The organism is Pseudomonas sp. NFX98 (assembly GCF_047784845.1).
Classification (GTDB): Bacteria; Pseudomonadota; Gammaproteobacteria; order Pseudomonadales; family Pseudomonadaceae; genus Aquipseudomonas.
Genome location: NZ_JBLNNF010000006.1, coordinates 278,637 through 304,755 on the forward strand (window position 1 = coordinate 278,637; position 26,119 = coordinate 304,755).

23 protein-coding genes are annotated in these 26,119 nt (G+C 60.2%); 13 read left to right on the top strand and 10 right to left on the bottom strand.

All coding sequences use genetic code 11. The features are described 5' to 3' along the window. The first annotated feature begins 77 nt into the window (after positions 1 to 77). The 5 genes from ACM110_RS10455 to ACM110_RS10475 all read left to right on the top strand — a co-directional run bounded on the left by ACM110_RS10455 (position 78) and on the right by ACM110_RS10475 (position 4,684). On the top strand, positions 78 to 1,508 hold the full coding sequence (locus ACM110_RS10455) for a coniferyl aldehyde dehydrogenase (RefSeq protein WP_416127708.1): 1,431 nt from the start codon (positions 78 to 80) through the stop codon (positions 1,506 to 1,508). 28 nt (positions 1,509 to 1,536) lie between these two features. After that, entirely contained in the window at positions 1,537 to 2,082 is a 546-nt protein-coding gene (locus tag ACM110_RS10460) for a twin-arginine translocation pathway signal protein (RefSeq protein ID WP_416127709.1), read from the top strand. A gap of 57 nt (positions 2,083 to 2,139) precedes the next feature. After that, complete coding sequence (locus ACM110_RS10465; RefSeq protein ID WP_416127710.1) at positions 2,140 to 3,735, top strand: GMC family oxidoreductase N-terminal domain-containing protein; 1,596 nt, start codon at positions 2,140 to 2,142, stop codon at positions 3,733 to 3,735. Positions 3,736 to 3,850: 115 nt separating this feature from the next. Then, the gene (gene coaD / locus ACM110_RS10470) at positions 3,851 to 4,330 is read left to right on the top strand and encodes a pantetheine-phosphate adenylyltransferase (RefSeq protein ID WP_007945531.1); all 480 of its coding nucleotides are present in this window, start codon (positions 3,851 to 3,853) and stop codon (positions 4,328 to 4,330) included. A gap of 102 nt (positions 4,331 to 4,432) precedes the next feature. After that, on the top strand, positions 4,433 to 4,684 hold the full coding sequence (locus ACM110_RS10475; protein ID WP_003195146.1) for a YfhL family 4Fe-4S dicluster ferredoxin: 252 nt from the start codon (positions 4,433 to 4,435) through the stop codon (positions 4,682 to 4,684). A 95-nt stretch (positions 4,685 to 4,779) separates the two neighbouring features. Here the strand turns inward: ACM110_RS10475 and ACM110_RS10480 are convergent, their stop codons facing one another. The 3 genes from ACM110_RS10480 to ACM110_RS10490 are packed head-to-tail and all read right to left on the bottom strand — an operon-like array spanning position 4,780 to position 6,813. Next, complete coding sequence (locus ACM110_RS10480; protein ID WP_416127711.1) at positions 4,780 to 5,100, bottom strand: multidrug transporter; 321 nt, start codon at positions 5,098 to 5,100, stop codon at positions 4,780 to 4,782. Between the two features lie 53 nt (positions 5,101 to 5,153). After that, positions 5,154 to 5,966, bottom strand: a complete 813-nt coding sequence (gene mutM, locus ACM110_RS10485; protein WP_338583709.1) for a bifunctional DNA-formamidopyrimidine glycosylase/DNA-(apurinic or apyrimidinic site) lyase — start codon at positions 5,964 to 5,966, stop codon at positions 5,154 to 5,156. Between the two features lie 31 nt (positions 5,967 to 5,997). Next, complete coding sequence (locus ACM110_RS10490) at positions 5,998 to 6,813, bottom strand: HDOD domain-containing protein (protein ID WP_416127740.1); 816 nt, start codon at positions 6,811 to 6,813, stop codon at positions 5,998 to 6,000. Positions 6,814 to 7,044: 231 nt separating this feature from the next. Between ACM110_RS10490 and ACM110_RS10495 the strand changes: the two genes are divergently transcribed. The 5 genes from ACM110_RS10495 (at position 7,045) to ilvD (ending at position 14,025) form a co-directional block, all read left to right on the top strand. Further along, positions 7,045 to 8,241, top strand: coding sequence for a class I SAM-dependent rRNA methyltransferase (locus ACM110_RS10495; protein ID WP_007995488.1), 1,197 nt, complete (start codon positions 7,045 to 7,047; stop codon positions 8,239 to 8,241). Between the two features lie 454 nt (positions 8,242 to 8,695). Next, entirely contained in the window at positions 8,696 to 9,766 is a 1,071-nt protein-coding gene (locus tag ACM110_RS10500; RefSeq protein WP_416127712.1) for a SagB family peptide dehydrogenase, read from the top strand. After that, the gene (locus tag ACM110_RS10505; protein ID WP_416127713.1) at positions 9,763 to 10,740 is read left to right on the top strand and encodes a diiron oxygenase; all 978 of its coding nucleotides are present in this window, start codon (positions 9,763 to 9,765) and stop codon (positions 10,738 to 10,740) included. The genes ACM110_RS10500 and ACM110_RS10505 overlap by 4 nt, the downstream gene beginning before the upstream one ends. Continuing rightward, positions 10,733 to 11,938, top strand: coding sequence for an MFS transporter (locus tag ACM110_RS10510; protein ID WP_416127714.1), 1,206 nt, complete (start codon positions 10,733 to 10,735; stop codon positions 11,936 to 11,938). The genes ACM110_RS10505 and ACM110_RS10510 overlap by 8 nt, the downstream gene beginning before the upstream one ends. A gap of 245 nt (positions 11,939 to 12,183) precedes the next feature. Further along, positions 12,184 to 14,025 carry a dihydroxy-acid dehydratase gene (gene ilvD / locus ACM110_RS10515; protein WP_338583712.1) on the top strand — a complete coding sequence of 614 codons (1,842 nt, stop codon included), beginning with the start codon at positions 12,184 to 12,186 and terminating at the stop codon, positions 14,023 to 14,025. Positions 14,026 to 14,192: 167 nt separating this feature from the next. Here the strand turns inward: ilvD and ACM110_RS10520 are convergent, their stop codons facing one another. Next, the gene (locus tag ACM110_RS10520; protein WP_416127715.1) at positions 14,193 to 15,248 is read right to left on the bottom strand and encodes a haloacid dehalogenase-like hydrolase; all 1,056 of its coding nucleotides are present in this window, start codon (positions 15,246 to 15,248) and stop codon (positions 14,193 to 14,195) included. 254 nt (positions 15,249 to 15,502) lie between these two features. Here ACM110_RS10520 and ACM110_RS10525 point away from each other — a divergent pair, with 254 nt between their 5' ends. Further along, positions 15,503 to 16,894, top strand: coding sequence for an L-cystine transporter (locus ACM110_RS10525; protein ID WP_416127716.1), 1,392 nt, complete (start codon positions 15,503 to 15,505; stop codon positions 16,892 to 16,894). A 115-nt stretch (positions 16,895 to 17,009) separates the two neighbouring features. Here the strand turns inward: ACM110_RS10525 and ACM110_RS10530 are convergent, their stop codons facing one another. Continuing rightward, positions 17,010 to 17,522 carry a dihydrofolate reductase gene (locus ACM110_RS10530; RefSeq protein ID WP_416127717.1) on the bottom strand — a complete coding sequence of 171 codons (513 nt, stop codon included), beginning with the start codon at positions 17,520 to 17,522 and terminating at the stop codon, positions 17,010 to 17,012. 85 nt (positions 17,523 to 17,607) lie between these two features. Here ACM110_RS10530 and ACM110_RS10535 point away from each other — a divergent pair, with 85 nt between their 5' ends. Next, positions 17,608 to 18,978: a DUF2868 domain-containing protein gene (locus ACM110_RS10535; protein WP_416127718.1), complete on the top strand. Its 1,371-nt coding sequence runs from the start codon at positions 17,608 to 17,610 to the stop codon at positions 18,976 to 18,978. Continuing rightward, entirely contained in the window at positions 18,971 to 20,347 is a 1,377-nt protein-coding gene (locus ACM110_RS10540) for a GTPase/DUF3482 domain-containing protein (protein WP_416127719.1), read from the top strand. Before ACM110_RS10535 ends, ACM110_RS10540 begins: the two co-directional genes overlap by 8 nt. Positions 20,348 to 20,475: 128 nt before the next feature. On the opposite strand, the gene ACM110_RS10545 is transcribed toward ACM110_RS10540, so the two are convergent. The 5 genes from ACM110_RS10545 to ACM110_RS10565 form a co-directional block, all read right to left on the bottom strand. Further along, positions 20,476 to 21,033, bottom strand: a complete 558-nt coding sequence (locus ACM110_RS10545) for a phosphonate degradation HD-domain oxygenase (RefSeq protein WP_416127720.1) — start codon at positions 21,031 to 21,033, stop codon at positions 20,476 to 20,478. Between the two features lie 159 nt (positions 21,034 to 21,192). Continuing rightward, complete coding sequence (locus ACM110_RS10550) at positions 21,193 to 22,218, bottom strand: putative 2-aminoethylphosphonate ABC transporter substrate-binding protein (protein ID WP_015097240.1); 1,026 nt, start codon at positions 22,216 to 22,218, stop codon at positions 21,193 to 21,195. A gap of 39 nt (positions 22,219 to 22,257) precedes the next feature. Beyond that, on the bottom strand, positions 22,258 to 23,982 hold the full coding sequence (locus ACM110_RS10555) for a putative 2-aminoethylphosphonate ABC transporter permease subunit (RefSeq protein WP_416127721.1): 1,725 nt from the start codon (positions 23,980 to 23,982) through the stop codon (positions 22,258 to 22,260). Further along, positions 23,982 to 25,058: a putative 2-aminoethylphosphonate ABC transporter ATP-binding protein gene (locus ACM110_RS10560; protein WP_416127722.1), complete on the bottom strand. Its 1,077-nt coding sequence runs from the start codon at positions 25,056 to 25,058 to the stop codon at positions 23,982 to 23,984. Before ACM110_RS10560 ends, ACM110_RS10555 begins: the two co-directional genes overlap by 1 nt. Before the next feature lie 195 nt (positions 25,059 to 25,253). Next, positions 25,254 to 26,117, bottom strand: coding sequence for a LysR family transcriptional regulator (locus ACM110_RS10565; protein WP_416127723.1), 864 nt, complete (start codon positions 26,115 to 26,117; stop codon positions 25,254 to 25,256). Between the last annotated feature and the right edge of the window lie 2 nt (positions 26,118 to 26,119).

Here is a 26,119-nt window from a genome sequence, read left to right on the forward strand (position 1 = left end):
CGCGCGGAGGAAGGCATTTGACTTTCTAGAGCATAGACTCTAAAAAGTGCGTCATTACAATAAATCCGGAGCCGACCATGACTGCTGATATTTCCTACCTGCAAAATCTCCAGCAGCCTCTGGAAGAGCTTCAGGCCCTGTTCGATGCGCAGCGCGCCGCTTATGCAGCCAATCCAATGCCTCCCGCGGCCCAGCGTCAGCAATGGCTCAAGGCGTTGAAGGATTTATTGAACACCGAACGTCAGGCCTTGATCGAAGCGATCAGCCAGGATTTCAGCCATCGCAGCGCCGATGAAACCCTGCTCGCCGAACTGATGCCGAGCCTGCACGGCATCCATTACGCCAGCCGCCATCTCAAGGGCTGGATGCGCGCCTCGCGGCGCAAAGTCGGCGCAGCTTTCCAGCCGGCCTCGGCCAAAGTGGTTTACCAGCCGCTGGGCGTAGTCGGGGTGATCGTCCCGTGGAACTACCCGCTGTACCTGGCCATCGGGCCTCTGGTCGGCGCGTTGTCGGCAGGCAATCGGGTCATGCTCAAACTCAGCGAATCGACCCCCGCCACCGGTTTGTTGATGAAAGAACTGCTGGCGCGCATCTTCCCCGAAGACCTGGTTTGCGTGGTGCTGGGCGAGGCCGATATCGGCGTGGCTTTTTCGCGGCTGCGTTTCGATCACTTGCTGTTCACCGGCGCCACCAGCATCGGCAAACACGTGATGCGCGCGGCGGCGGAGAACCTGACGCCGGTCACCCTGGAACTGGGCGGCAAGTCCCCGGCCATCGTGTCCCACGACGTGCCGCTCAAGGATGCCGCCGAACGCATCGCGTTCGGCAAGACGCTCAACGCCGGGCAGACCTGCGTGGCCCCTGACTACGTGCTGGTGCCGGAAGAACGCGTCGGGTCTTTTGTTGAAGCCTACCGTCAGGTGGTTCGCGGGTTTTATCCGACGCTTGCGGATAACCCGGACTACACCGCGATCATCAATGACCGACAACTGGCACGCCTTAACGGCTACGTCAGCGACGCCACCAGTAAGGGCGCGCTGCTGATTCCGCTGTTCGAGCAGGGCCAGGGCCGGCGCATGGGCCATAGCCTGCTGCTCAATGTCACTGACGACATGACGGTGATGCAGGACGAAATCTTCGGCCCATTGCTGCCGATCGTGCCGTACAAGGATCTCGATCAGGCGTTTGCCTACATCAACCAGCGCCCTCGCCCACTGGCGCTGTACTACTTCGGCTACGACAAGCGCGAACAAAACCGCGTACTGCACGAAACCCATTCCGGTGGCGTGTGCCTCAACGACACGCTGCTGCACGTCGCCCAGGACGACATGCCGTTCGGCGGCATCGGGGCTTCGGGCATGGGCCATTACCACGGCCACGAAGGCTTCCTGACCTTCAGCAAGGCGAAGGGTGTGCTGATCAAACAGCGCTTTAACGCGGCGAAGTTGATTTACCCGCCGTACGGCAAATCCATTCAGAAACTGATCCAGAAGCTGTTTATCCGCTGACGGTCGTCACACTCGGGTAATAACAAGAATGAACCCAAGCCTGTCCGATACTCCCGCGCTGTCACGGCGCGGCCTGCTCAAGTTCAGCCTCGGCGCCAGCGCCTTTCTCGCCACGGCCGGATTGGGCGCCAGTCTCAGTGGCTGTTCGTCGGGCGCTGCGCAAAGCGGATTCGCAACACTGCGCAGTGGCGACCTGCTGTTTCTGCGGGCACTGCTCCCGGTGATGCTCAGTGGTGCCGTGTCCGCCGAACGCATGCCAGACGCCGTCGACGGCACGCTCAAAAGTCTGGATTACAACCTCGATCACCTGTCGCCGGAAATGCTCAAGCTGACCCGGCAACTGTTCGATGTGTTGGGTATGGCCGTCACCCGCGGTCCGTTGACCGGGATCTGGGGCAGTTGGGAAAACGCCAGCGCCGACGAAATCCGACACTTCCTCGATCGCTGGGAAAACAGCTCGTTGAGCCTGCTGCGCATGGGTCACAGTTCATTGCTGCAACTGGTGATGATGGCCTGGTACGGGCGCAAGGAATCGTGGGCGCATTGCGGGTATCCCGGACCGCCGACCGTTTGAAACCGAGTCGCTCCCACATTTGACCGTGCCCTCCAATAATAAAAAGAGAACCCGAAGATGCCCGTACCCGATCCGTTCCGCGAAGGCATGGCCCGTGGCTGGAAAACCTACAACGGCTCGCAACTGAGCCAGGACCTGACCCTCGAAGCGGACGTGGCGATCATCGGCAGCGGTGCCGGCGGTGGAACCACGGCGGAAATCCTCAGCGCTGCCGGCTACAAAGTGCTGCTGATCGAAGAAGGCCCGCTCAAGACCAGCAGCGACTTCAAGCTGCTCGAGGATCAGGCCTACGCCAGCCTCTATCAGGAAGGCATCGGTCGCATGAGCAAGGACGGCGCGATCACCATCCTTCAGGGCCGTGCGGTGGGTGGCACCACGCTGATCAACTGGACCTCGAGTTTCCGCACCCCGGAACCGACCCTGGAACACTGGGCCAAAGAACACAACGTCAAGGGCCACAGCCCGGCGGAAATGGCGCCGTGGTTCGAAAAAATGGAACAGCGCCTGGGCGTCGCGCCGTGGATGGTGCCGCCCAACGCCAACAATGACGTGATCCGCAAAGGCTGCGAAAAACTCGGCTATAGCTGGCATGTCATCCCGCGCAATGTGCGCGGTTGCTGGAACCTCGGCTATTGCGGCATGGGCTGCCCGACCAACGCCAAGCAATCGATGATGGTCACGACCATTCCGGCGACCCTGGAAAAGGGCGGCGAGCTGATCTATCTGGCCCGCGCCGAAAAGCTCCTGATCAGCGGCGACAAGATCACCGGCCTGCAATGCTCGGCGATGGACGAACGCTGCGTCGAGCCCACCGGCCGCCAGATTACGGTCAAGGCGCGGCACTACGTGCTGGCCGGCGGCGGGATCAACACACCGGGGTTGCTGATGCGCTCGGGAGCACCCGATCCACACAAACGATTGGGCAAGCGCACGTTCCTGCATCCGGTGAACATGTCTGCCGCGTTGTTCGACGAAGTGGTCAATCCGTTCTATGGCGCTCCGCAGTCGATCTATTCCGACCATTTCCAATGGCAGGACGGCACCACCGGCCCAATGGCTTACAAACTGGAGGTTCCGCCGCTGCACCCGGCCCTGGCGGCCACGCTGCTCGGCGGCTTCGGCCGGGAAAATGCGCAGCACATGGCCAATCTACCGCACACCCACGCCATGCTGGCGCTGCTGCGCGACGGGTTTCACCCGGACAGCCAGGGCGGCAGCGTCGAATTGCGCGGCGACGACACGCCCGTGCTCGATTATCAGATGTCGCCTTATGCCTGGGACGGTTTGCGCCGGGCCTTCCACACCATGGCCGAGATCCAGTTCGCCGGTGGCGCCAAGGCCGTGATGCCGATGCACGCCGATGCGCGTTATGTGAAAACCCTCGCTGAAGCACGTACGCTGATCGACAGCCTTAGCCTGGAGTTGTACCGCACGCGGCTGGGCAGCGCACACGTGATGGGCGGCTGTGCGATGGGCGAAGACCCGCAAAACGCCGTGACCGACAGCCTCGGCCGGCATCATCAATTGGCTAATCTGTCGATTCACGACGGCTCGCTATTTCCCACCAGCATTGGCGCAAACCCGCAGCTGTCGGTCTACGGCCTGACGGCACAACTGGCGACTTCCCTGGCAGAACGTTTGAAAAACCCATGAAAATGACGAATATTCCTATCGTCTATAGTGCTTTCTTACCCAACAGGCGACTTGGCCGACCGGGAAGGCTGCGATACCATCCGACTCCCCAACGCACTCCCGCCAGGACGACGCGATGAACCGAGTGTTGTACCCAGGTACATTCGACCCTATTACCAAGGGCCATGGCGACTTGGTCGAACGCGCCGCGCGCCTGTTCGATCACGTGATCATTGCCGTCGCCGCCAGCCCGAAGAAAAACCCGTTGTTTCCTCTGGAACAACGAGTGGAGCTGGCCCGCGAGGTCACTAAACATCTGCCGAACGTTGAAGTCGTCGGCTTCTCGACTCTGTTGGCGCATTTCGCCAAAGAGAAGAACGCCAACGTGTTCCTGCGTGGTTTGCGCGCAGTGTCGGACTTCGAATACGAGTTTCAGCTGGCCAACATGAACCGTCAGCTGGCCCCGGATGTGGAAAGTCTGTTTCTTACCCCGTCCGAGCGTTATTCGTTCATTTCCTCGACGCTGGTCCGTGAAATTGCTGCCCTGGGCGGCGATATCACCAAGTTCGTCCACCCTGCGGTGGCGGATGCGCTGACCGAGCGGTTCAAGAAGTAATCACCGCTCAATCGGCGCCCGCGTGCAACGCAGGCGCCAATGCGGCACAATTACGCGCATTGATTTATTGCGCCCGGGCCTGCCGCCCCGGCTGGAGTTAGCATGTCCCTGATCATCACCGACGATTGCATCAATTGCGACGTCTGCGAACCCGAGTGCCCGAACGCCGCCATTTCCCAGGGCGAAGAGATCTACGTGATCGACCCGAACCTGTGCACCCAGTGTGTCGGCCACTATGACGAACCGCAGTGCCAACAGGTCTGCCCGGTCGATTGCATTCCGCTGGACGAAGCCCATCCGGAGACTGAAGAGCAGTTGATGGAGAAGTACCGGAAGATTACCGGTAAGGCCTGAGAACCCTGAAAGATCGCAGCCTTCGGCAGCTCCCACAGACATTGTGATCCCCTGTAGGAGCTGCCGAAGGCTGCGATCTTTTGACTCTGCGGCACTCACTCCCGCCGCTCAAACCCCTCCCCGATACACCCAAGACACCGCACGAACGCCGCTTTCGCCGGATCAACCACAAGCGCCTGCCCTGCATCGCCCACGCCGCCCCCCAACGCGGTAAACGGCAACGACACCACAAACACCCCGGCACCAATCACCGTCGCCGCGACCAGCAAAGGCCGGGCAATCAACAAGTCGCCAATCATGGCGTAAGCCGGTGGATTCTGGATGGTGTACAGCGGATCACCGCTGCCGCCGCTGGCCACGGCTGATGCACCGACGCTCAGCAGCAACGCGACGACAAGGGTTCGTAACAGGTTCATGGCGCGGTCCTTCGGCTAAACAGTCAGAACACTGACTATAGACCGTAGGCGTTTCAGCTCTGGCAGCGTGGGCAAAAGACGCTGGCGCGCTGCCCGAGTTTCACTTCCCGCAACTGCGTACCACAGACTTTGCAGTGCTCGGCGCCTCGGCCGTACACGAACAGTTCCTGCTGGAAGTAGCCGGGCTGACCGTCACCGCCGATAAAGTCCCGCAGCGTGGTGCCGCCGCGCTCAATGGCCGCGGCGAGGATGCGTTTGATCTCGATTGCCAGCTTCAGATAGCGCGCCCGGGAAATGCTCTTGGCTTCGCGGCGCGGGTCGATCCCGGCTGCGAACAGCGCTTCGGTCGCGTAGATATTGCCGACGCCGACCACCACCGCGTTATCCATGATGAACGGCTTGACCGCCATCGAACGCCCGCGAGACAACTGGAACAAACGCTCACCGTCGAACAGATCGGTCAGCGGTTCCGGCCCCAGGCGAATCAACAATTCGTGGTTGAGCGGGTCGAGGCTCCAGAGCATCGCTCCAAACCGTCGCGGGTCGGTGTAGCGCAGGGCCAGGCCCGACTCCAGTTCGATATCCACATGCTCATGTTTGGCCGCCGGCAAGCCGGCTTCCACCAGACGCAAATTCCCAGACATACCCAAGTGACTGATCAAGGTGCCGACTTCAGCGTTGATCAGCAGATACTTGGCGCGCCGTTCCACCAGCACGATGCGCTGGCCCGACAAGCGGACATCGAGGTCTTCAGGAATCGGCCAGCGAAGACGCCGGTCACGCACGATCACCCGGCTGACGCGCTGGCCTTCCAGGTGCGGCGCAATGCCACGACGGGTGGTTTCGACTTCCGGCAATTCAGGCATGGTGTTCTCGAATCAGGCTGGCAGGTGCAACTCAGCGGTGAGTGCCGAGGTCGCGAATCGTCTGCTTGAGGGTTTCGAAGTCGTAGTCCGAAAGCCCGACGTAATCGAGCACCAGATGCCCGATGCTGTTCCACTCGTGGTCTTCGGTCTGGTTGCCCAGCACCCGGTAAGACGCACAAATGTGTTCGGCCATTTTCAGGATCGCCAGCAGGTTCTTCAACGAACTGTTGCGCGACGACTCGTCGCTGAAGATCGCCAGGGCATTGTGGTGATTGGCAATGGCCGTGCTCACATGCTCCGGCAGGCGCCAGGACTTGGCCGTGTAATAACCGACCACGGCGTGGTTGGTGTTGAAGACCTGGTTTTCGGTGTCCACCACCCGGCAATCGGGGCCGGCATTGGCGTAAGCCTGTTCGAGCACGGTCATGTACTCGGGGAAACGCTGGAGCATCAACGGCACGCCACAGTCGTGGAACAGACCCAGCGCATACGCTTCATCGCCAGCCTGCGCGCCGATGCGCTTGGCCAGGGTCAGGCAGGTCATCGCTACGTCCTGCGCCGTGTCCCAAAAGCGGTTCAGGGTGACGATGGTTTCGTCGTTCATCTCGCCCTTGATCGACTGCGCGTTGATCAGGTTGATGATCGAGCGACTGCCCAGCAAATTCACCGCACGCTGAATCGAGGCGATCTTGTTGGTCAGGCCGTAATACGGCGAGTTGACGATTTTCAACAAGGCGCCGGACAGACCCGGGTCTTGGGAAATCAGCTTCGCGATCACTTCCAGATCCGGATCGGGCATGTATTGCTCCATCTGCAGATCCACCATGATCTGCGGTTGGGCAGGCACGCTGATGCCTTGCAGGGACTGTTGGATCTGTTCGGAAGTCAGCTCTTGGGACATAAGTACACACTCTGGGCCAGGCGCAGATTCTAGCTTCTAAAACCTGGATCCGACACCTTGGGTGCTCCATCGGTGGAAGTTTCATCTAATTCCGGGCTTGATCACCGCATGTCCATCCGCCGCGCCGAGGCCTTGCGCAACGCGCTATACTCCCGCTCTTTTTTCCGGAGCGACGTCATGTCCCTGCCTAGCCTGCGCCTCAAAGCCAACGCCGACCGTCGTCTGCGCAACGGTCATTTGTGGGTCTACAGCAACGAAATCGATGTAGCCGCTACACCTTTGCACGGTTTCAAGGCCGGCGACCAGGCGATCCTCGAAGCCGCCGGCGGCAAGCCGCTGGGCATCGTTGCCATGAGCCCGAACAACCTGATCTGCGCCCGCGTGCTGTCGCGTGACATCAAGTTGCCGCTGGACAAATCGCTGCTGGTGCATCGCCTGAACGTGGCGCTGTCGCTGCGCGATCGTCTGTTCGACAAGCCGTTCTATCGCCTGGTCTACGGCGACTCCGATCTGCTGCCTGGCCTGGTGGTCGACCGTTTTGGCGACATCCTGGTGGTGCAGATCGCTTCGGCGACCATGGAAGCCCACAAGGACGACGTGATCGCGGCGCTGACCCAAGTACTCAAGCCAAGCGGCATTCTGTTCAAGAACGACTCCGCGGCCCGTGACGCCGAAGGCCTCAACCGTTATGTCGAAACCGTGTTCGGCCTGGTGCCGGAGTGGGTTGCGCTGGAAGAGAACGGCGTGAAATTCGAAGCGCCGGTCATCCAGGGCCAGAAAACCGGCTGGTTCTACGACCACCGCATGAACCGCGCACGCCTGGCGCCGTATGCCAAAGGCAAGCGCGTACTGGACCTTTATAGCTACATCGGTGGCTGGGGCGTGCAAGCCGCCGCATTCGGCGCCAGTGAAGTGTTCTGCGTCGACGCATCGGCCTTCGCCCTCGACGGCGTCGAGCGCAACGCCGCGCTGAACGGCTTCGCCGAGAAAATGACTTGCATCGAAGGCGATGTGTTCGAAGCCCTCAAAGAGCTGAAAGCCAGCGAAGAGCGTTTCGACGTGATCGTGGCCGACCCGCCGGCGTTCATCAAACGCAAGAAAGACATGAAAAACGGCGAAGGCGCCTACCGTCGCCTGAACGAACAGGCCATGCGCCTGCTCACCAAGGACGGCATCCTGGTCAGCGCATCGTGCTCGATGCACCTGCCGGAAGACGACCTGCAAAACATCCTGCTGACCAGCGCCCGTCACCTGGACCGCAACATCCAGATGCTGGAACGCGGAGGCCAGGGCCCGGATCATCCGGTTCACCCTGCCATCGCTGAAACCCGCTACATCAAGAGCATTACTTGCCGGTTGCTGCCAAACAGTTGATAACGGTGGTTTGACGGGGAGCCCAAGGGCTCCCCGTTTGTTTTTGCGTGACGATATCCCGTCCGCTTCCAATGATTACTCGCTCGTTTTTTTCTTCCTACACTTGTCGTCCTACCGACGTGCAGGATGTTTCGTTACATCCTTTAAAACCTGCAACAAAACCTACAACCCCTCACAAGTTGTAAGACAATTCCGACATAACTATTGGAACATTCCTACTTTATTTTGACTTGCCAACAACCCATTACAACCTATTATTAAGTTGTCACCACGAGGTGACTTCAACAATCTATGAACAAGGAGTTCATGTTATGAAAGCAATTACTCTGGAAACCAACAAAATCGCAAATTTGGCTTTTCTGGTTGCGCCTAAAGCCCGCTAAGTAAGGCAAGGCGCTGGGGAGTGCCGGCTACCCAGCGCCTTTTCACCCCCAACCAGAGTGAGCCGTCCCACATGCAGATAAACCCTTACTTATTCATACTTCCGCGTACGCCCGGCCAAATAGTGTGGAACTATAAAGATCACGTTCAATATGAACTCGACCTTGAATATTCACACCGGCTCGCACAACTCATCAGTAATCCAGACTCTTTTGATAGCCGAAACACAATAGACACACATCTATTAAAGGCCGAGATACTTACTGCTAAAAAAATAGACAGCCCGACGTGGGGCTGGGATGACTTGTCGAAGATCTTCCACATCGGCACTCAAAATATACCCAACGAACATGTTCCACAGAACACTCACGAATGGACCAGGCAATATCTGCAACATTGCAACGAGGTACTCGCCAAACAAGCTCCGGACTGCCGCCGCTCGGGTAATGCTCCGACTGAACTCATAGAGCTGCCTGCACCCTGTGCGTTGACCCACAGCCTGAACGACGCTCTGGTCCAACGTAAAACCTGTCGGTCCTTCACCGGAACATGCATTTTGCTCAGCGACGTCAGCTCTTTGCTGTACTTGTCCCTCGGCTATCTGAACGAGCGCCACAGTGACCACGGCGGCTCCCCTCCAAACCTCAGCGCCCGACGCAGCAGCCCTTCCGGTGGAGGGCTGAATGCCTGCGAAGGCTTTGTACTGGTACAGAACGTCGCTGGTCTGGAACCCGGAATTTACGCCTATCACTCGGCCGAACATGCTTTGAGCCGTGTCAATCCATTGCCTGATTCGGCACTCGGTCAACTGCTGAGCGGCCAGCACTTCATCAACGACCTGCCACTTGGCCTGTTCATCACTGCCCGTTTCGACAGGCTCTGGTGGAAATACGGGCACTCACGGGCATATCGAATGGCATTCGTCGAGGCCGGCCACCTCTCACAAACCTTCCAGTTGGTGGCCACGGCGCTGGGGATGAACACCTGGATGACCGGCGCTTTCGCCGACACGCAGGTCGAGACCTTGCTCAACCTTGAAGGCTGCGCAGAACAACCCTTGTTCTTTGTCGGCTGTGGAGAAAGTGACGGCCAGGCGATGTGTCAGGAAATGCGCGACCTGCTCGACCAAGGGGAGCACTCATGACTGCTCTCATCTGGGAACCGAACGAGGTGCCAGCGTCCTGGGCTGTACGCTTCACCCTTGGTGACTGGGACAACCGCGCCTCGGTACGTGCCAGCCACCACGACTATCAACTGCCGGATGACCTGCAACAACAACTGGAAACCCGCCACTGGTTCCCACCAGCGATGTTGCCCTACCTAGCGCATCCCGCCATTGAAGCGGCGGGCCGTGCGGTCATCCATCGCCTCACGGCCAATCATCTGGTGTATTTCCTCGACTACACCACCCTGCTCGAACACCGCATCGTCAATCGTGCGGTTGAAACCATCATCCATGGAGAACTGCCCGCTTTCGTTCCCGCACGAATGAAAACCGCTGCACTTCAGCTCTACACGGACGAGGGTTACCACGCGCTGTTTTCCAACAGCCTTGCAGAGCAAATCGCCGAGGTCTATGGCATGACCGAGCGCCCAGCGATGCCTCTGCGCATTACCCGGTTCAATGCCCTGATAGCCCGGACGCCCGAGCAGCAACGTGCACTGGCCTGGTTTCTACTCGGCTTCGTGTCGGAAACCATCATTGCGCGTGAATTGCTCGACATCTGCCGCGACAGCCTTGTTTCCAGCGTGCATGACATGCTGCGCGATCACCTCAGTGACGAGGCCCGTCACAGTCGCTACTTCACGGAGGTATTCCACTATCTGTGGCTGACGCTGAACAGTCGCCAACGGAAATTCACGGCCAGAACACTGATAGACATCATTAGGCTTTTCTTCGAAAGCGACGAGCGCTGGCTGCAACAGAGCCTGCGAGGGGCAGGCATTGCCGAAGACACGGTGACGCAGATCCTTGGAGGAGTGACCACGGCGAAAGCGAGCCGCCTGCGCGCTCGTGCGGGATCACACGCCACACTGGATGCGCTGAACAAGGCCGGTTTTTTCGCCATCCCCCTCAACCAGAAACTCTTTGCCAAGGCTGGATTTATCGATGACTGAAGCCAAACCGGACATCGTCGCCAGAAAGCGCCGCAGCGCGGTCGTTCTCTTGTTGACCATGGTGCTACTCGGAGTCTTTCCTCTGGATGTTCTGTTGCCCTCCTTTCCGGCACTGGCGAAACATTTCGGGACCACGCTGACGGACATTGGCTTTTCCGTCAGCCTGTACACGGTCGCAATCGCGCTGTCGCAGCTGCTCATTGGCCCGCTGTCAGATGTGATCGGCCGCAAGAACCTGCTGCTGGGGGGGATGGCGGTTTCCATCATAGGCGCGTTCGGCTGCACCTTATCCTCCGAATACGCCTGGTTTCTGACATTCAGGGTGGTTCAGGCCATCGGTTGCGGTTGCTTCGTGCTTTCACAGGCGTTGCTTCAGGACTTGTTCGAAGGCAGGGAGCGGGATCATTTGCGAATCCTGATGGCCACCGCCAGCGGCGTCTTCATTTCTGTTTCACCGCTGATGGGCGCTGTGCTGCAACAGGCTCTGGATTGGCCAGGCAGCTTCATCCTGTTTATCGCCCTGGCTGCTGCGGTATTCGTAAAAGCCTGTTTCTTCCTGGAGAACAGGCATACCGCCAACGGCCCACATCAAAGTATCGTTCAATCGTATCGACGGGTATTTAGTGATCCCGACTTCGTTGGCTATTGGTTGATCGCGGCCATTGCCTTCACGTGCCACTTTTCCTTCATCGTCACCTCTCCCCTGGTTTTCATGGGGAAGTTACAGCTTTCAGCCTACGAGTTTTCGCTGACGCTCCTTCTCTATGGCCTGGCCTACATCATCGGTGGCATCGTCGCTCGAAGCCTTGCCAGTCGAATCTCGTCCAATACCCAGATCATCACCGGACTGGGGCTGATATTCACATCGGGCTGGATAATGCTTTTGCTTCAGAACCTGTTTGGGCTGTCGGCGCTGACAATGCTGATCCCGATGATTATCTGCACTGCTGGCACGACCATCGCTCGTCCTGTTGCCACATCCAAAGCCATGGAGGTGTTCCCGGACAACGCCGGCACGTCGGCGGCGACGGGCAATACGCTGACTTTCCTTCTCGGGGGACTGATCAGTGCCTTGATCAACCTGAACGAAAACCAGACACAAATGACGTTGGCACTGAGTTTCCTCGCATTGAGCGCTGTTGGTTTGGCGCTCAACAGAAAGATCATCCGCCGCGTTCAAGCGTTAAGCCGCGGATAACGCTGCCAGTCGTCATCCCACACGCGCCATCAACGCTTCCCGGCATTCCCTCCAGCCGCCAGCCGTGTAGAATCGCGACATTCATCGCCAGTCATCCCCGGCGGGTTTATGAGCTCAAGCTGAAGCGCGCGGCGATCCCGCAAAGTTATCGGCAACTTCCGGACACACGGCCATTTCTGAGTGTTCCAGACGTCACTAGAAGCTCACTTCCCTTTTGATACCTGATTAGCCGCCCGGAGTGCTTCATGCCTGATTACCGTTCGAAAACATCCACCCACGGCCGCAACATGGCCGGTGCCCGCGCATTGTGGCGCGCCACGGGGATGAAAGATGACGACTTCAAAAAGCCGATCATCGCCATTGCCAACTCGTTCACCCAGTTCGTACCGGGCCACGTCCACCTCAAGGACCTCGGCCAACTGGTCGCCCGCGAGATCGAACGCGCTGGCGGTGTGGCAAAAGAATTCAACACCATCGCTGTCGACGACGGCATCGCCATGGGCCACGACGGCATGCTGTATTCGCTGCCGAGCCGCGAGATCATTGCCGACTCCGTCGAGTACATGGTCAACGCCCACTGCGCCGACGCCATCGTCTGCATCTCCAACTGCGACAAGATCACCCCCGGCATGCTGATGGCGTCCCTGCGCCTGAACATCCCGGTGATCTTCGTTTCCGGCGGCCCGATGGAAGCCGGCAAGACCAAACTCGCTTCCCACGGCCTCGACCTGGTCGACGCCATGGTGATCGCCGCCGACTCCAGCGCTTCTGACGAGAAAGTTGCTGAGTACGAGCGTAGCGCCTGCCCGACTTGCGGTTCGTGCTCCGGCATGTTCACCGCCAACTCGATGAATTGCCTGGTTGAAGCACTGGGTCTGGCATTGCCGGGCAACGGTTCGACCCTGGCCACCCACAGCGACCGCGAGCAGTTGTTCCTGCAAGCCGGCCGCACCATCGTCGAGCTGTGCAAGCGTTACTACGGCGAGAACGACGAGTCGGTATTGCCGCGCAACATCGCCAACTTCCAGGCGTTCGAGAACGCCATGACGCTGGACATCGCCATGGGCGGTTCCACCAACACCATCCTGCATTTGCTGGCCGCTGCCCAGGAAGCCGAGATCGATTTCGACCTGCGCGACATCGACCGTCTGTCCCGTCACGTGCCGCAACTGTGCAAAGTCGCGCCGAACATCCAGAAGTACCACATGGAAGACGTGCATCGTGCCGGCGGGATCTTCAGCATCCTCGGTTCGCTGGCCCGTGGCGGTCTGCTGCACACCCAGCTGCCAACCGTGCACAGCCGCAGCATGGAAGAAGCCATCGCCAAGTGGGACATCACCCAGACCAACGACGAAGCCGTGCATCACTTCTTCAAGGCCGGTCCGGCGGGCATCCCGACGCAAACCGCGTTCAGCCAGTCGACCCGTTGGGACACCCTGGACGACGACCGTGAAAACGGCTGCATCCGCAGTGTCGAGCACGCTTACTCGCAAGAAGGCGGCCTGGCCGTGCTGTACGGCAACATCGCGCTGGACGGTTGCGTCGTGAAAACCGCCGGCGTCGACGAGTCGATCCACGTGTTCGAAGGCAATGCCAAGATCTTCGAAAGCCAGGACAGCGCCGTACGCGGCATCCTCGCGGACGAAGTGCAGGCCGGCGACATCGTGATCATCCGTTACGAAGGCCCGAAAGGCGGCCCGGGCATGCAGGAAATGCTGTACCCGACGTCGTACCTGAAATCCAAAGGCCTGGGCAAAGCCTGCGCCCTGCTCACTGACGGCCGTTTCTCCGGCGGTACGTCCGGTCTGTCCATCGGCCACGCTTCGCCTGAAGCCGCTGCCGGTGGTGCAATCGGCCTGGTGCAGGACGGCGACAAAGTGCTGATCGACATTCCGAACCGCTCGATCAACCTGTTGGTCAGCGACGAAGAACTGGCCGCGCGTCGGGTCGAACAGGACAAGAAAGGCTGGAAACCGGTGGAAGTGCGTCCACGCAAAGTGACCACCGCCCTGAAAGCCTACGCCCTGCTGGCGACCAGCGCCGACAAGGGCGCCGTGCGTAACAAGGCAATGCTCGACGGGCTGTAAGGCTTAACCGTCGCCCATAAAAATGCCCCGCCAAAGTGCGGGGCATTTTTGTTTTCGCAATTCCCCTGTAGGAGCTGCCGAAGGCTGCGATCTTTTGACTTTGATTCTAAAAACAGGATCAAAAGATCGCAGCCTTCGGCAGCTCCTACAGGTTTAGCCAACCCGGCTTACTGAATTTCTTCAGGCTTCACGATCACCCAGTTCTTGTCGGCAGTCACCGTCAGTCCTTCCTTGGCCTGGGCCGCGGCATTCTTGGCCATCATGCCGTTAATCTGGGTCATGTATTTGTCTTTGCGGTTGACCCACAGGTGGATACCGCCCTTGGCCACGTCGACATCGTGGAACAGCATGTAGCCGTCGCTGGTTGGGGTGTCGCCGCCGACCAGTACCGGTTTTTTCCACTCATCGATGTAGGTCAGGATCGCCGCGTGCTTGCCGGCCATCCAGGTCGCCGGGGTCCACAGGTACGGGGTCAGTTCGAGGCCGAGGTTGGCCTTCTCGTCATACTTGCCGGCGGTGATCTGTTTGCGCGCGGTGGTCAGTTCGCCGGTTTTTGGATCCTTGAGCAGCAGCGACACACCGATCACGTTCTGCGGTTTGACGTTGTAGCCGTACTTCGGATCGGCCGCGACCATGCGCACCAGCTCTTCGGAGGCGGCGGTCATCACGTAGACCTCGATGCCGTTCTCCATCAGCTTGTTGTACAGCTCTTGCTGGCCGGTGAAGATTTTCGGCGGGTTGACGTCGAGCTTTTTGACCACGTCGCCTTCGTAATAAGTGGCCGGCACCGGTTTGCCGGACGCCATCAGCTCGTCGACATAGCCCTTGAGTTCCTTGAGCGTGAAGCCGGAGAACACTTGCGCGACCCATGGATAGCAAACCATGTCGTCGACTTCGCAGAGGCGGTAGTAGTAGCTGAACAGGCTTTCCTTGTGGTCGGCGGTGTCCTTGAACGGCATCAGTTTCAGGGAGGGATCGAGCTTCTCGCGGGTAATCAGGCCCTTGTTCTCCATGAACGGCAGCAACGACTCTTCGAGGTCGTAGCGGTAACTGGTGTTGTCCATGTCGAACACCGCGTAGTTACCTTTGTTGGCGTTGGCGGCGATCATCGCCTCCAGTGCCTTGGCTTGATCGGCCGGCCAGTGCTTCAGATCCGTGGCGAGTACCTGACCGGCGAGGCCCAGGCAAAGTGCAGCGACCAGAAATTTCGGTGCGAACTTCATCGGCATGCTTCCCTTATTGAAAGACCCTGATTGAAAGACATCGACGCTAACAAATAACTGTGACAGTCCTCGTCTGTCAGCGACCGCCAACGTGCCCTTCGCGCCACGTGCATCCCCGAGAGCGACGCCGGCTTATTCCAAAAACGACAGTTACCAGACGTTTTTGGTATTAAATCATTGGAAATCAAGCTGTTAGGCTTGCCGGTTCGCAGCTGCCCCGGAAGGCAGTTGGCACATGTCTAATGGGAGTTCCAATGAATCTGCCGCTGATTCTCAATCTGCTGGTGTTCCTCGCCCTGCTTTTCGGCCTGGCGCAAACCCGTCACACCAACTGGAGCCTGGCGAAAAAAGTCCTGCTCGCGCTGGTGTTGGGCGTGGCGTTCGGTGTTTCGCTGCACACCGTTTATGGGGCCGGCAATCCGATCCTCAAAGCCTCGATCGGCTGGTTCGATCTGGTGGGCAACGGTTACGTGCAACTGCTGCAAATGATCGTGATCCCGCTGGTGTTCGCCTCGATCCTCAGCGCCGTGGCCCGTCTGCACAACGCCTCGTCGTTGGGCAAGATCAGCTTCCTGACCATCGGCACGCTGCTGTTCACCACCGCCATCGCGGCGCTGATCGGCATCGGCCTGACCAACCTGTTCGGTCTGACCGCCGAGGGTCTGGTAGCCGGTACCCAGGAAATGGCGCGCCTGCAAACCATCCAGACCGATTACGCGGGCAAGGTCGCCGACCTGAATGTGCCGCAATTGCTGCTGTCGTTCATCCCGCAAAACCCGTTCGCCGATCTGGCGCGGGCCAAGCCAACGTCGATCATCAGCGTGGTGATTTTCGCCGCGTTCCTGGGTATCGCAGCGCTGCAACTGCTCAAGGATGACGTGGAAAAAGGTCAGAAAGTGATCAACGCCATCGACACCCTGCAAGCTTGGGTGATGCGTCTGGTGCGCCTGGTGATGAAGCTGACCCCGTACGGCGTACTGGCGCTGATGACCAAAGTGGTCGCGGGCTCCAATCTGCAAGACATCATCAAGCTCGGCAGTTTTGTGGTGGTGTCCTACATCGGCCTCGGTCTGATGTTTGTGGTTCACGGCATGCTGGTTTCGGCCGCCGGGATCAACCCGCTGCGCTTCTTCCGCAAGATCTGGCCGGTGCTGACGTTTGCCTTCACCAGCCGTTCGAGCGCGGCAACGATCCCGTTGAGCATCGAAGCGCAAACCAGCCGTTTGGGCATTCCGCAGTCCATCGCCAGTTTCGCCGCTTCGTTCGGCGCGACCATCGGCCAGAATGGCTGTGCCGGTCTGTACCCGGCGATGTTGGCGGTGATGGTCGCGCCGACCGTGGGCATCAATCCGCTCGACCCGTTGTGGATCGCGACGCTGGTGGCGATTGTGACGCTGAGTTCGGCCGGTGTGGCCGGGGTTGGCGGCGGTGCGACGTTTGCCGCGCTGATCGTGTTGCCGGCGATGGGCTTGCCGGTTTCGCTGGTGGCGTTGCTGATTTCCGTCGAGCCGCTGATTGATATGGGGCGTACGGCGTTGAACGTCAGTGGGTCGATGACGGCGGGTGCGATTACCAGCCAGGTGATGCAGCAGACGGATAAAGAACTGCTGGATGCGGATGAGCATTCGGAGTTGGCGCACGCTTGATCGGTGCCTGATAGACCGCTATCGCTGGCAAGCCAGCTCCCACAATGTTTAGCGGTGTTCACACATGTTGTGTTTCACCGCGGTCCCTGTGGGAGCTGGCTTGCCAGCGATGCTTTTAAGCTTTTTCCCAGACTTCGAAGTTGTATGCCGGTTTGTCATCAACCGCCGGATTTTCGATGTTGGAAACCAGTTTCCATTCGTTCAAATCAAACTCCGGAAACCACGCATCCCCTTCCGGGCTCAGCGCCACGCGGGTCAGGTATAACCGATCAGCCTGCGCCAACCCTTGCGCATACAACTGCGCCCCGCCAATCAGCATCAGCTCATCGACGCCCTGCTCCTTCGCCCATTCCTCGGCGCGAACCACCGCAGCTTCCAGTGACGGATAGACCTCCGCGCCTTCGAGCAGCAGATCCGTCTGACGGCTGACCACGATGTTCAAACGGCCCGGCAGTGGACGACCGAGAGAATCCCAGGTCTTGCGACCCATGATGATCGGCTTGCCCAGCGTAGTGGCTTTGAAGTATTTGAAGTCCCCCGGCAAGTGCCAGGGCATGCTGTTGTCGACGCCGATCACTCGGTTTTCACCGAGGGCTGCGATCAGGCTGAGGGGGAGTGATTTAGTCATGTCGGCGAGGATACCAGAGCCGCGCTTTCGCCGATAAGCGCCACAACGGTTATGCTCACAGCTCATTTAAGCGACGGGATGCCGCGTGACTGAACTGAATAACCTCTGGCTGACAGAAACCATCCGTCTGCGCGAAGAGCACGCCGGCCCTCTGGAAGATCTGCAAGCCAACCGAGTGGCCCGCAGCGCGGGCGGTGATTTGCCGACGCGCATTCAGCGCCGTGCCCTGTGGCTGGCGGAACGAGATGGCTTGAGCGACGCACTCAAACACTGGCTGCAAGGTGCACGACTGGCATTGATCGTACTGGCGGTGCTGGCCGTGGTCAGCGGCGCCGGCCTGGCGTTTGCCGCGATGGGCGATGGCCTGCACCCGGTGAATGTGTTTTGGGCGTTGGGCAGTCTGCTCGGGCTCAATCTGATTCTATTGTTGAGTTGGGCGTTGGGCCTGGTGTTCGCCGGCGAACACGGCGCCAGCCTTGGTCGCTTGTGGTTGTGGCTGAGTGAAAAACTCGCCCGGGATGCCAAAGCCGCACAACTGGCGCCGGCCCTGCTGCTGTTGCTGCAACGGCAGAAGCTCAATCGCTGGGCCATCGGCGTGCTGGTCAACAGCCTGTGGTTGCTGGCGATGGTCAGCGCGCTGGTGATCCTGCTGACGCTGATGGCGACCCGGCGCTATGGCTTCGTCTGGGAAACCACCATTCTCAGCGCCGACACCTTTATTGCCGTGACCCAGGCGCTCGGCGCGCTGCCGGCCCTGCTCGGCTTCAGCGTGCCGACCGAAGAAATGATCCGCGCCAGTGGCGATGCCGCACTGAACATCGAAAGCGCCCGCCAAGCCTGGGCCGCATGGCTGGTGGGCGTGCTGCTGGTCTACGGCGTGGTGCCGCGCTTGTTGCTCGCGGTGTTTTGCCTGTGGCGCTGGACATCCGGTAAAGCGGCCCTGCGTCTGGATTTGAACCTGCCCGGCTATGCGCAACTGCGCGAACGGTTGATGCCTACCAGCGAACGCCTCGGCGTCAGCGATGCCGCGCCAGCACACCTTCATCGCGTGGAAAGCGGCGTCAGTGAACAGCAAAGCGACGGTGCGCTGTTGGTCGCCATCGAACTGGACGATGATCGCCCCTGGCCACCGCAATTGCCGAAAAACATCAGCAACGCCGGCATCCTCGACAGCCGTGAGTCGCGGAACAAACTCCTCGAACAACTGAGCCGTTTCCCTCCGGCGCGGTTGGCCATCGCATGCGATCCACGGCGCTCGCCGGATCGCGGCAGCCTTGCATTGATCGCCGAGCTGGCCCGCTGCGCCAGCGCCACCCGTGTGTGGTTGCTGCAAGCACCGCCCGGCGAAGCGCTGGACGCCGACCGTCTCGGCGATTGGCATGTGGCGTTGCAACAGCTGGAGCTGCCGTTCGCCGATTGCGCACCGATGAACTGGCTGGAGACGGGTCATGACTGACACCAACAAGCAGCCTCTGAAACTCGCCGTCGTCGGCCACACCAACGTCGGCAAAACCTCGCTCTTGCGCACCCTGACCCGCGATGTAGGTTTCGGTGAAGTGTCCCACCGCCCCAGCACCACGCGGCATGTCGAAGGTGCGCGGCTGTCGGTGGACGGCGAGCCGTTGCTCGACCTCTACGACACGCCCGGCCTGGAAGACGCCATCGCCCTGCTCGATTACCTCGAACGCCTGGAGCGTCCGGGCGAACGCCTCGACGGTCCGGCGCGGCTGGCGCGTTTCCTCGATGGCAGTGAGGCGCGACAGCGTTTCGAACAGGAAGCCAAGGTCCTGCGTCAATTGCTGGCCTCGGATGCCGGTCTCTATGTGATCGATGCCCGGGAGCCGGTGCTGGCCAAGTATCGCGATGAGTTGGAAGTGTTGGCCAGTTGCGGTAAACCGCTGCTGCCGGTGCTGAATTTCGTCAGCAGCGCCAACCATCGCGAACCGGCATGGCGTGAAGCGTTGGCGCGGCTGGGTCTGCATGCACTGGTGCGATTCGACAGCGTCGCGCCGCCAGAGGATGGCGAGCGACGCCTCTATGAAAGCCTCGCCCTGCTATTGGAAACCGCGCGACCGCAACTGGAACGCCTGATCGCCGATCAGCAGGCGCAGCGCCTGGCTCGCCAGCAAAGCGCCACGCGGTTGATTGCCGAATTGTTGATCGATTGCGCAGCCTGCCGACGCAGCGTGGTCAGCGATGCCGAACAGGAACAGCAAGCGATCAGCGAACTGCGCAAATCCGTACGTCAACGAGAGCAGCGCTGTGTGGAAGCGTTGCTCAAGCTCTACGCCTTCCGTCCACAGGATGCGGCGGCCAGCGATTTGCCGCTGCTGGACGGTCGTTGGGGCGATGACTTGTTCAACCCGGAAACCCTCAAGCAACTGGGCGTGCGCGTCGGCGGTGGTATCGCCGCAGGTGCCGCTGCCGGCGCCGGGGTGGATTTGCTGGTCGGCGGTATCACCCTCGGCGCAGCTGCACTGGCTGGAGCGATTGCCGGCGGCGCCCTGCAAACTGCGCGCAGTTATGGCAGCCGCTTGCTGGGCAAGATCAAGGGCCAGCGTGAGCTTACCGTCGATGACAATGTGCTGCGGCTGTTGGCGCTGCGCCAACGGCAATTGCTGCAAGCGCTGGATGCCCGTGGGCATGCGGCGATGGACAGCATTCAGGTGGCCACGCCGCAAGACAAGGGCTGGCGCGAAGGCAAGTTGCCCGAAGCGCTAAGCAAGGCGCGGGCGCATCCGCAATGGTCGTCGCTTAATCCGCATCCGAAGTTGAATCAGGCGGAGCGGCAGGAGCAGATTGAGTTTTTGGCTACAGTTTTGTAGCGTCTGATTGGGCCCTATCGCTGGCAAGCCAGCTCCCACAGGGTTTTCTGGTGCACACGAGATCTGTGGCACCAAAAATCCTTGTGGGAGCTGGCTTGCCAGCGATGGCAGCGACTCGATTTAAAGGCTCACGCCGCCAACAACCGCACCGCTTTGTCCTTCAACACCGCCAGATCAATCACCGGCACGTGCATCTCTTTCGCCAGTTCATCCCACTGGCGCATGCGCAAACTGACCTCACACAGCGGGTCCTTTTCGAACGCTTCAGCCTCTTCAACCGTCATCACCCCACCCTGATATTCCAGGGTCCGGCGACTGGCTTCGCTCAACCGCTCGTAGTAACCCGGCTCCTTGAGCGTCAGATAACGCTTGGCCTGTACGTGATATTCCACCAACCGCGCCATGCGTTCGCTGAAGCCGGCGCGGCGCAGGTAATCCGCACCCAGGCGCTCATGACTGACCACACCGAAGCCGCCCATGTTCTCGGCGCTTTCGGCACAGATATGCCCGATGTCGTGGAAGAACGCGGCCAGCACCACTTCATCATCGAAACCTTCGGCCATGGCCAGTTCGGCAGCCTGGGACATGTGCTCGATCTGCGACACCGGTTCGCCGATGTAATCGTCGGCGCCGAAGCGTTCGTACAGCGCAAAGACCTTCGCGACGGTTTGTTCGTTGTGGGTCATCAGAGCGCCTCCCGATTGAAATATGTGGTGAATGTTAGACCGTCATCGCGGGCAAGCCCGCTCCCACAGATTTCTAGGTGTTCACAAAAGCTGCATCCACCCTTGATCACTGTGGGAGCTGGCTTGCCAGCGATGAGGCCCTGTCAGCCAATGAAGATCTTATTTGGCAGCCACTTTCTCGGACTTGCCGTCATAGCGCTTGCGCCATTCGGTCAGGATCTCGTCGCGGTTCTTCGAAGCCCACGCAAAGTCGTTCTTGATCAGGCGCTGCTCGTAGTCCGCTGGCAATTCGGTCTGCGGCTTGGCGATGCCCGGCTGCGCAAGCACAGCGAAGTTCTCTTTGTAGAGTTCCATGGCCTCAGGGCTGGCCGAGAAGTCAGCCAGTTTCTTCGCCGCTTCTTCGTGGGCAGTGCCTTTGATCACGGCAGTCGCTTCGATCTCCCAGCCCAAACCTTCCTTCGGCAGGATGATGTCCAGCGGCGCGCCTTGGCGCTTCAACTGAACGGCCGGGTATTCGAAGGAAATACCGATCGGGAACTCGCCAGCCGCCGCCAGTTTGCATGGCTTGGAACCGGAGTGAACGTACTGGCCGATGTTCTGGTGCAGGCCATCCATGTAGGCCCAACCCTGCTTCTCGCCGAAGGTTTGCAGCCAGGCGCTGACGTCGAGGAAACCGGTACCGGACGACGCCGGGTTCGGCATGACGATCTTGCCTTTGTACTCAGGCTTGGTCAGGTCTTGCCAGCTCACGGGTTTGGTCAGGCCCTGCTTCTCGGCTTCGACGGTGTTGAAGCAAATGGTCGCGGCCCAGACGTCCATGCCGACCCAGGCTGGCGGGTTGGCAGCGTCGCGGTAGTTAGCGCCGATCTTGCCCAGGTCTTTCGGTGCGTAGCTTTGCAGCATGCCTTGCTGGTCGAGGATCGCCAGGCTGGAAGCGGCCAGGCCCCACACGGCGTCAGCCTGCGGCCGGGCTTTTTCGGCCAGCAGTTTGGCGGTGATGATGCCGGTGGAATCACGCACCCACTTGATTTCGACGTCCGGGTTGGCCTTCTCGAAAGCTTCTTTGTAGGTCTTCAGTTGCTCGGCTTCGAGGGCGGTGTACACCGTCAACTCGGTTTTCGCCGCAAAGGCGTTCAGGCTGAAAGCGGTGAGGACAGCAGCGGCCAGGGCCATAGGCTTGAACATGATCTTTTCCTGTTTTTTGAGTTGAGGGGTTGTACGGTTTCAATGACCGGGCGCGGTCTGCCGCCAGGCCTGTGAGCGGCGCAGCAAACCGCGCGAGGCCCAGGCCAGTAGCAGGGACACACCCGCCGAGGTGAACAGAATCAGGGTCGACATCGCCGCCGCGCCGCCGACGTTGCCGGCGTCGTCCATGTTCAGCACCGCCACCGCCGCGAGGATGGTGTCGGGGCTGTAGAGGAAGATCGCCGCCGAAACGGTGGTCATGGCCGAGACGAACAGGTAGCGCACGATGTCCAGCAGCGCCGGCAGGCAAATCGGCACGGTGACGCGCAAGTAGTGGCGGTACAGCGGCGCCTTGAGCGACAGCGCGGCGGCTTCGAACTCGGCGTCGAGTTGGCGTAGCGCGGTGGTGGCGGTCATTTGCGCGGTGGTCAAATAGTGCGCAATGGTGCAGACCACCAGCAGGGTCATGGTTCCGTAGAGCACGTGCAGCGGGTTGCCGGTGAGGTTGAAGAAGAAGACGTAACCCAAGCCCAGCACCAGACCCGGCACCGCCATCGGTACGAAACTGAGCATGCGCAGTGTCAGATTCAGCCCACGCTGGCCCTTGGTTTTTTCCATCAGGTAGGCGCCAGTGAAGATCAGTACGCTGCCGATCAACGCCGTGCACAACGCCATCTTCACGCTGTTGCCGTAGGCCAGCCAGCCACCGCCGGCGGTGTCGTTGAACTGGTAATGGTTGAGCGACAGCGACAAGTTGTACGGCCAGAACTTCACCAGGGACGAGAACACCGCCATGCCGAACACCAGCAGCAACGTGGCGCAGATCAGCAGCACGATGGTCAGGTAGCAACCGTCGCGCAGCTTCGACGGCGCTGGTTTGAACACTTGCGCACGACCGCTCATGGAGTCGCCGTGGCGCCGACGCAACCAGGCATCGACCCCGAAACTGAACAGCGCCGGCAGCAACAACACCATGCCGATCAACGCGCCGCGACCGAATTGTTGCTGGCCGACCACCGCCTTGTAGGCTTCCAGCGCCAGCACTTGATAATCGCCCCCGACCACCACTGGCACGCCGAAGTCGGTGATGGTCAAGGTGAACACCAGACAGAACGCGGCGAAAACAGCCTGACGCGTCGCCGGCCAAGTGATGCTGCGGAAGGCTTTTGCAGGACTGGCGCCCATGCTCGAAGCGGCATCGAACAGTCGCGCATCCGCCAGGGACAGCGCCGACAGCAAAATCATCAAGGCGTGTGGGAAGGTGTAGATCACCTCGCCGAGCACAATGCCCCAGAAGCCGTAGATGTTGTCCGAGAGCAGGCCACGCAACATGCCCTGATTGCCGAACAGGTAAACCAGTGCAATCCCCGGCAGCATCGACGGCGCCATCAATGGCAGCAGCGAGATGCCACGCCAGATGCCTTTGCCCGGAATCAGCGTGCGTTGCAGTGCGTAGGCAAACAGGTAAGCCAGCGGTACGACAATCGCTGCGACGCTGAGGGAAACCTTCAGGCTGTTACCCAGCAACCAGTGGAAATTTTCGCTGCTCACCAGTTCCTTCGCCGCGAGCCAGCCCCCGCCCTGCCCGGCCTCGGAACTGAAGCCACGCCAGAAGATCGCCAGCAACGGCATCAACACGGCGACACCGAGCAACACCAGCAAGAGAACCTTGCCGCCGACCACGAACACCCGATCACCGATCTCGGCGCGGGAAACCTGCCGAGCCTGCTTGTGCGGGATCGGCAGCGCGATGTTCGCGCTCATCAGGCAAACACCTGCAGGCTGCGCGGCGGCAAGGCGACCATGATCTGCTGCGCGCCGAGGCGCGGCATGGCTTCCGGTGCCAGTTCGGCCAGCAAGGCGTGACCCGGCAGGTGATCGAGTTCGAAGCTCATGCGACAGCGGTTGCCGAGGAAAGTGATTTCGCGAACCTTGGCCGGGAACAGGTTTTCCTCGTGCACCACAGGATTGACGTTGATCGCCTCAGGGCGGCAGAACAGCCGGCCCGATGCGGTCTTGGCGCTGCCATCGGCGAGGCGCATGTTCATCCCGCCGACCTGGGCATGGCTGTCGCTACTGCTATGGAACGGCAGCCAGTTGCCCTGACCGACGAACTCCGCCACGAACGGTGTGGCCGGGCGGTTGTAGATTTCCTGCGGCGTAGCGTACTGCTCGACCTTGCCGTTGTTCATCACGGCGATGCGGTCAGCCATCAGCATGGCTTCGTCCTGATTGTGGGTGACCATCAGGGTGGTGATGCCGAGACTGCGTTGCAGTTGGCGCAGCTCGGTACACAGATGCTCGCGGACTCGCGCATCGAGGGCCGACATCGGTTCGTCGAGCAGCAACAACGAAGGCGCCGGTGCCAACGCGCGGGCCAGTGCAACCCGCTGCTGCTGGCCGCCGGACAACTGGCCCGGGTACTTTTTCTCGCTACCGCTCAGGCCGACCAGTTCCAGCATCTGACCAACGCGCTGACGCACCTGATCGCGACCGCTGCCGGCCAGGCCGTAGGCAATGTTCGCTTCGACGGTGAGATTGGGAAACAACGCGTAGGACTGAAACAGAATGCCGTAGTCCCGCGCCTGCGGTGCCAGATGGGAAACGTCGCGGTCACCCAGGTACAACTCGCCGCTGTCCTGTTTTTCCAGGCCGGCGATGCAACGCAGCAACGTGGTTTTGCCGCAGCCCGACGGGCCGAGCAAGCAGACCAGTTCACCGGCCGCCACGTCGAGGGAAACGTTATCCAGCGCGGTAAAGGCACCAAAACGCTTCTGTACGCCGCGCACTTTCATCGGTGCGCCGGGGTTGGTCAGGGCAGTTGCGATCGAGCTGTTCATGGACGGACCTCATCTAGCAGATGGGGCCATCCTAGAGTTGTAATGAGTCCGTCATGTGGCAGTAAGGCAAAAACTGCCGATAGTGGTATTCGAGGATTTTGGTTGCCCGCGAAAAAGATCGCAGCCTTCGGCAGCTCCTACATTGGCATGGCGTACACCTGTAGGAGCTGCCGAAGGCTGCGATCTTTTGATCCATTAGGCCGGAGACATTTCCTGCGCCAACCCCAGAAACGCCGCCGGCAGCCGTGCGTTTTTTCGCTCCTTGAGGCAGTACAGATACTCCGGCAGCAACGGCGCATTCTCGATGGTCAGCACCCGCAGTTGCGGATCGTGGGGCACTTCCTGTCGGGCAATCAGGCTGATGCCAATGTTGCGCAGCACCGCCTCGCGGATCGACTCGCGACTGCCGATCTCCAGCAACGGCCCGACACTCACGCCGGCACCGGCCAACAACTCTTCGGTCATGCGGCGGGTGGTCGAACCCGGCTCGCGCATCAACAAGGTATGCCCGGCCAGTGCGCTGAGTGGCACATGGTCGTGGGCCGCCAATGGATGATTGCGATGCACCGCCAGCACCAGCGGATCGCTGCCGAGCACCCGGCGAATCAACCGCGCATCTTCCAGCAACTGCGAGGACGCCGCGACATCGACGCGGTAATCCTCCAGCGCTTCAAGCACCTGCTGGGAGTTGCCGATTTCCACCGACACCTCCACTTGCGGCAAGCGTTCGCGGAAGGTCTTCACCAGATCGAGGATGTAATACGGCGCCGTGGCGGCAATGCGCAACGTGCCCTGAACCTGACCGCAGTTGCGCAGGAAAAACTCGATGTCGGCTTCCTGCTGCATCAGCGTTTTCACCATCGGCAACAGCCGCGCGCCTTCATCGCTGACACTCAGGCGACGACCGCCACGATAGAACAGCTCCACCGAATACTGGCTTTCGAGGTTGCGGATCTGCGTCGTCACCGTGGGCTGGCTAAGGCCGAGCTTTTTCGCTGCCTGGGTAATGCTGCCCAGACGGGCAACCATGTAAAACGCCTTCAGCTCGGCACTCAGCACAA